Annotated in this window: 5 protein-coding genes and 1 pseudogene; all 6 read left to right on the top strand. The window is 65.1% G+C overall.

Annotated elements, in window-relative coordinates; translation table 11 throughout:
- Positions 1 to 262: 262 nt before the first annotated feature.
- Positions 263 to 589, top strand: coding sequence for a ferredoxin (gene fdxA, locus AC5Y4H_RS24475; RefSeq protein ID WP_007773662.1), 327 nt, complete (start codon positions 263 to 265; stop codon positions 587 to 589).
- A 41-nt stretch (positions 590 to 630) separates the two neighbouring features.
- A complete protein-coding gene (gene dapC / locus AC5Y4H_RS24480) occupies positions 631 to 1,716 on the top strand; it encodes a succinyldiaminopimelate transaminase (RefSeq protein WP_499986177.1) in 1,086 nt (361 codons plus the stop codon).
- A 93-nt stretch (positions 1,717 to 1,809) separates the two neighbouring features.
- Complete coding sequence (locus AC5Y4H_RS24485; RefSeq protein ID WP_499986166.1) at positions 1,810 to 4,173, top strand: APC family permease; 2,364 nt, start codon at positions 1,810 to 1,812, stop codon at positions 4,171 to 4,173.
- Positions 4,174 to 4,291: 118 nt separating this feature from the next.
- Positions 4,292 to 4,960, top strand: coding sequence for an adenylyl-sulfate kinase (gene cysC / locus AC5Y4H_RS24490; protein WP_499986169.1), 669 nt, complete (start codon positions 4,292 to 4,294; stop codon positions 4,958 to 4,960).
- A 65-nt stretch (positions 4,961 to 5,025) separates the two neighbouring features.
- Entirely contained in the window at positions 5,026 to 6,285 is a 1,260-nt protein-coding gene (gene sat, locus AC5Y4H_RS24495) for a sulfate adenylyltransferase (RefSeq protein WP_499986171.1), read from the top strand.
- Positions 6,282 to 6,365, top strand: a pseudogene (locus tag AC5Y4H_RS24500) (DUF6955 family protein); the annotation flags it as partial. The gene sat and the pseudogene AC5Y4H_RS24500, both read left to right, overlap by 4 nt.

Genomic DNA, 6,365 nt, shown 5'->3' on the forward strand with positions numbered 1-6,365 from the left:
CAACGGATATCGGCGGTCGGCGCTGGGCCGTTACTCTACGCAGGTCAGGCGCTTGTTCACGGCGTTCGCGCTCAGCGAAAAGGGGTCGCCTCGCAACGTCCGAGACTGGCGGTCTTAAATCGGTTAACCGACAGGCGCGCCGAATGGTTGACCTGTATCTGCAACGTCTAGTATCAGTAACCGAAAGCTTCACCGAAAGCGGTCGTACGCGCCGGTGCGAGCTGCAGCCACATTTCAGCCGGAGTACATGGAGGAGACGTCTGTGACGTACACGATCGCCGAACCCTGTGTCGACATCAAGGACAAAGCCTGTATCGAGGAGTGCCCGGTCGACTGCATCTATGAAGGCGCTCGGATGCTCTACATCCACCCCGACGAGTGCGTCGACTGCGGGGCGTGCGAGCCGGTCTGCCCCGTCGAAGCGATCTACTACGAAGACGATGTGCCGGACCAATGGAGCCAGTACACGCAGATCAACGCCGACTTCTTCGCCGAACTGGGGTCGCCCGGCGGTGCGGCCAAGGTGGGGATGACCGAGAACGACCCGCAAGTGGTCAAGGATCTGCCACCGCAGGGCGAAGGCGACTGAGCGGCCCGGTGCCCCACCAGCTCAAAAAGCGCCGGCCGGCGGTGTCGGCGTCCCTGCCGGAGTTCCCCTGGGACACCCTGGCCGACGCGAAGGCGCAGGCCAGCGCCCATCGGGACGGGATCGTCGACCTCTCTGTCGGCACCCCGGTCGACCCGGTTGCCCCGGTGATCCAGGAGGCACTGGCCGCCGCCGCGTCGGCCTCGGGGTATCCGGCGACCGCCGGCACCGCCCGGCTGCGCGAGTCGGCGATCGCCGCGCTGAACCGCCGGTTCGGCATCACCGGCCTGACCGAGGCGGCCGTGCTCCCCGTGATCGGCAGCAAGGAGCTGATCGCGTGGCTGCCCACGCTGCTGGGGCTGGGAACCGCGGACCTGATCGTGGTGCCGGAGCTGGCCTATCCCACCTACGACGTGGGGGCCCGGCTGGCCGGGGCGCGGGTGCTGCGCGCGGATTCGCTGACTCAGTTGGGTCCGCAGTCGCCGTCGCTGTACTACCTGAACTCGCCGAGCAATCCGACCGGGCGCGTCCTGGGAGTCGATCACCTGCGCAAAGTGGTCGGATGGGCCCGCGACAGGGGCTGCCTGGTGGCTTCCGACGAGTGCTATCTGGGGTTGGGCTGGGACGACCAGCCGCTGTCGATCCTGCACCCCTCGGTGTGCGACGGCGACCACACCGGTCTGATCGCGATCCACTCGCTGTCGAAGAGCTCGTCGCTGGCCGGCTACCGGGCCGGGTTCGTCGCCGGGGACCCCGAGCTGATCGGCGAGCTGCTGGCCGTGCGCAAGCATGCCGGGATGATGGTGCCGACGCCGGTGCAGGCGGCCATGGTGGCCGCCCTGGACGACGACGCCCACGAACTGGCGCAGCGCGAGCGTTACGAACGGCGCCGCGCGGCGCTGCTGCCCGCGCTGCGTTCGGCCGGCTTCGCCATCGACCATTCCGAAGCCGGCCTCTATGTGTGGGCCACGCGCGGCGAGCCATGCCGCGACAGCGTCGCGTGGCTCGCCCGGCGCGGCATCTTGGTGGCGCCGGGTGATTTCTACGGGCCCCGCGGTGCGCGGCACGTGCGGGTTGCGCTGACCGCCGGCGACGAGCGGATCGCCGCCGCCGTGCAGCGGCTCGCCTAGCCGACCCGAACCGTCTGGCGCCGCGAGGCGACCGGGCGGCACAATGCATCTTCAGGCGTTTCGCGTTCACAACCTCGGGTAAGGACGGTGGTCGTGACCAGTTCGACCGGCAAGCTGCGCATCCCGCTGTCGCTCGGGGACATCGCCAAGCGGGTGTTTCTCGGCAAGCCGCTGATCACCGAGGACATCGCCTCCGAGAAATTGGCGAATGGTGTTGCGCTGGGCGCACTTTCGCCGGACGCGGTCTCCTCGGTCGCGTATGGTCCCGAGCAGATCCTGATCGAGCTGTTGCCCCACGCCGGGCTGGCGGCATTCCTGCTTTTGCTGCCGATCACCGGTGTCATCCTGCTGATCCTGGTGCTGGTGGCCGCGTCCTATCGGCAGGTGGTCATGGCCTACACCCGGGCCGGCGGCTCGTACATCGTCGCGCGAGACAATTTCGGGCCCAGGGTGGCGCAGATCGCCGCGGCGGCGCTGTTGATCGACTACGTCGTCACCGTCGCCGTGCAGTCGGCGGCCGGCACCGTCGCGGTGGTCTCGGCGATTCCTGTGCTGGGGCCGTACAGCCTCGAACTCACCGTCGCCGTGGTGCTGGCCATCTGCTACGCCAACCTGCGGGGCCTGAAGGAAGCGGGGTTGCCGTTCGCGGTGGCAACGTATTCGTTCATCGTCATGGTCGGACTGACCATCGTGGTGGGCGTCGTCCGCGCGGTCGTCGGTAATCTGCCCATTTACGATCCCGCACACATGGCGGGGACCGTGCCGGTGCACCAGGGGAACGGGCTGGTGCTGGGCGCGACGATCTTGGTGCTGCTGCGTGCGTTCGCCAACGGCGGTTCGTCGCTGACCGGGGTCGAGGCCATCTCCAACACGGTCGACTACTTCCGGAAACCGCAGGGCCGCAACGCGCGCCGCGTGCTGACCGCGATGGCCACCGTCCTGGGTCTGCTGCTGGCGGGCGTCGCCTACCTGGCCCACGTCACCCACGCCACGCCGTATCTCACGGAGTATCCCTCGGTCTTGTCGCAGATCGGCCGGGCCGTCTTCGGCACCGGCGCGGTGGGCGACGTGTTTTACGTGCTGGTGCAGGCGGCGACGGCGGCCATCTTGTTCACCGGCGCGAACACCAGCTTCAACGGCTTCCCGGCCTTGGCCAGTTTCGTCGCCGAAGACCGCTTCCTGCCCAGGCAGCTCACGAAACGTGGCCATCGCCTGGTGTTTTCGAACGGGATCATCACGCTGACGGCGCTTTCGGTCGCCTTGCTGGTGGCCACCGGCGGCTCGGTGAACGCACTTGTGCCCTTCTACGCCATCGGCGTGTTCACCGGCTTCTCGATGGCCGGCTACGGAATGACCAAACACCATCTGACGCACCGGGAATCGGGCTGGCGACGCCGGCTGGCGATCAATCTGTCCGCGGCGATTCTGTCCACGATCGTGGTGGGTATCTTCGCGGTCGCGAAGTTCACCGAGGGCGCCTGGCTGGTGGTCGTCGTCTTCCCGCTGTTGGTGTTCATGCTGACCCGGCTCAATCGCGAATACCGTGCCGAGGCAGCCATTCTCGAGATGTTCCGCACCGACCGTCCCGAGCTGGTGAAGTATTCGCGGCACCGGGTGTTCGTCTTCGTCGACTCCGTTGACCTGGCGGTGATCGAGGCGTTGCGGTACGGCAGGGGCTTGCGGGCAGACGAGCTGATCGCGGTGCATTTCATGGTCGACCCGGCCCACGCGGCGCTACTGCGAAAGCGTTGGGACCATTTCGAACTCGACACGCCGCTGCGGATCGTGGATTGCCCCGACCGTCGGATCAGTCGGGCCGCGCAGCTGCTGGTCGCCAAGGCGCTCGACGAGAAGGCACGCACCAATGTGACGGTGCTGCTGCCGCGACGGACTTTCGCCCGGTTGTTGGGCCGGCTGCTGCACGACCGCACGGCCGACAAGATCTCGCGAGCGGTCAGCCTCATTCCCGACGCCGCGGCGACGATCGTGCCCTACGACGTCGAATCGCGGATCAGGGAGGCCTATCCCGACACCCTCGAGCAACGGATCGGGGAGGGAATCGACAAGATCGAAGCGTGGGTGTCCCAGGACGAGGATCAAAAAGTGGACGCCTACGAACACCCGGACCGGCCCCGGTCGGTGATCATGGTGGCCGGCTTGATCTCCGGACAGCGCGCGAGCGTCGAAGGGCGGGTCAGTCAGGTGGAAGACGTCACGAACCGCGGCCGGACCCACCGGCAGATCGTCATCGGCGACAACACCGGCGAAATGAACGTCACCTTCCGGCCGGGCAACGGGGGCGCCGATATTCAACCCGGACAGGTGCTACGAATCACGGGCAAGGCTCGCCAAACCGGCACCCGGGCCATATCCATGCTCGATCCGGCGTATCAGATCATCGAGGATCCCGCGAAGGACGCCGAGTCCGAGGACTCCGAACAAACCAGCGACACGTAGCGCCGCGCGCGCTCGGCGGCTTTACCCGGCGGGCGGCCGCGAGAGAGAAATCCGCCTAAGTTGGCCATCTTTACTCATGGACTGGTTCTGATCCGGATTGATTGATAAACAATATGGGATGGCTAACAACATCACTTGGCACGAGCATCAGATAAGCCGCGCCGAGCGCGAAGGCCTCAATGGGCACAAGGGCTGCGTCGTCTGGTTCACCGGCCTGAGCGGCAGCGGCAAAAGTACGGTGGCCAACGTCGTCGAGCAGAAGCTGTACGCGCGGGGCATACGCAGCTTCCTGTTGGACGGAGACAACGTCCGCTATGGGCTCAATGCCGGCCCGGAACTGCTCGAAGAGCGCCACGGTCCCGAGTTCGCGAAGCGGTTCGGCCTGGGATTCTCCGCCCAGGATCGCGAGGAGAATATTCGCCGGATCGGCGCGGTCGCGAAGCTGTTCTGCGAGTCGGGCGTCATCGCTTTGACGGCCTTCATCAGCCCCTACGTTCGCGATCGTGACGCTATTCGGGCCACCCTGCACGACGGTGATTTCCAGGAGATCTTCATCGACACCCCGATCGAGATTTGCGAGCAGCGCGATCCGAAAGGGCTCTACAAGAAAGCCCGCGCCGGTGAGATCAAGGGATTCACCGGGATCGACGACCCCTACGAGGCACCGGCGCGGCCGGAACTGCGGCTCGAAGGCGGCAGCAAAAACGCGGACACGCTGGCCGAGGAGGTGATCGCCCATCTCGAGCGGGTTGGCGTCATCTCGGCCGCGATCCGCCGAGACGCTTAGCGGACATTCCGGCAGCGACGGCGTCGGGAGCCGTCCGATCGCTGATCACCGAAACGAGGTCATTCATGAGCTATCAGGGTCATAACGGGAAGCCGATCGTGGAAAGGGTGTCCACCCGGAATGCGGCGAGTCAGATCGATGGGCTGCCGCGCATCCCGATCTCGAAAGCAACTGCGCACGAGGTGATCAGCCTGTCGTACGGGTTCTTCACCCCGCTCGCGGGATTCATGGGCCGGCGCGAAGTGGACGGCACGCTGGACGACTTCCAGCTGCCCGACGGCACGCTGTGGAGCATTCCGATCGTCTTCGATCTTTCCGCGGAAGACGTCGAAAGGTTCGGGGTGAAAGAGGGCGAACGCGTCGTGCTCGAATATCTCGATGCCCCGATGGCGATCTTCGAGGTCTCCGAGATCTACGAATACGACTTGGAGCGCATGGCCGAAAAGACCTACGGGACGACCGATCCGCGGCACCCGGGCGTCAAGAAGACGTTGGCCTACGCGGACCGATTCATCGGCGGCGACATCACGCTCATCAACGAGCCGGTGTTCAACGAGCCGTTCAAGAGCTTCTGGCTGACACCCAGGCAGCACAAGGACGCGCTGGCGAAAAAGAACTGGAAGCGTGCCGTCGCCCATCAAACCCGTAACGTGCCGCACACCGGCCACGAGGCCTTGATGAAGCAAGCGTGGCTGGCGGCGAATGAAGACCAGCCCGTCGACGACCTGAACACGGGTGTGCTGGTCAATGCCATCATCGGCCAGAAACGTGTCGGGGACTATATCGACGAAGCAATACTGTTGGCGCAGAACGAATTACGGACCAGTGGGTATTTCCGAGAAGACGTACACCTGGTGTCGTTCACGCTGTGGGACATGCGCTACGCCGGACCCCGGGAGGCCATCTTCCACGCGATCCTGCGGACGAACCTCGGCTGCACACATCACATGTTCGGACGGGATCACGCCGGCGTCGGGGATTTCTACCACCCGTACGATTCCCAGAACATGCTCAAGCAGCACCGGAGCGAGCTGGGAATCAAACCCGTGTTCCTGCGGGAGAACTGGTATTGCCCGGTGTGCCAGGAGGTCACCAACTCCGCCCTGTGCGGCCATGACGAACAGTCACAAAGCTTCAGCGGCAGCCTGATTCGGAGCATCCTGACCGATGAGGTCAAACCGACCCAGAAGGTGATGCGCCATGAGGTGTTCGAAGTGGTGATGGACAGCGCCGCCAAGTACGGGCAGGGTTCGCCATTCGTCACCGAGGAGTATCTGAAAGACAGACTTCCGGTCTTTACGCTGAACCAATTGGAGAACTCATGAGCACTGGCGAGAAGGCGATCAAGGTCAACGTCTGGATCAACGAGGAACGGCTGGAAGCGCTGGCCGATGCCGGAATGGCG

The sequence above is a fragment of the Mycobacterium sp. NGS58 genome, assembly GCF_059812385.1.

Bases quoted from the DNA above. Each gene is read 5' to 3' on its own strand.
- cysC (WP_499986169.1), top strand. From the start codon at position 4,292: ATGGCTAACAACATCACTTGGCACGAGCATCAGATAAGCCGCGCCGAG.
- sat (WP_499986171.1), top strand. From the start codon at position 5,026: ATGAGCTATCAGGGTCATAACGGGAAGCCGATCGTGGAAAGGGTGTCC.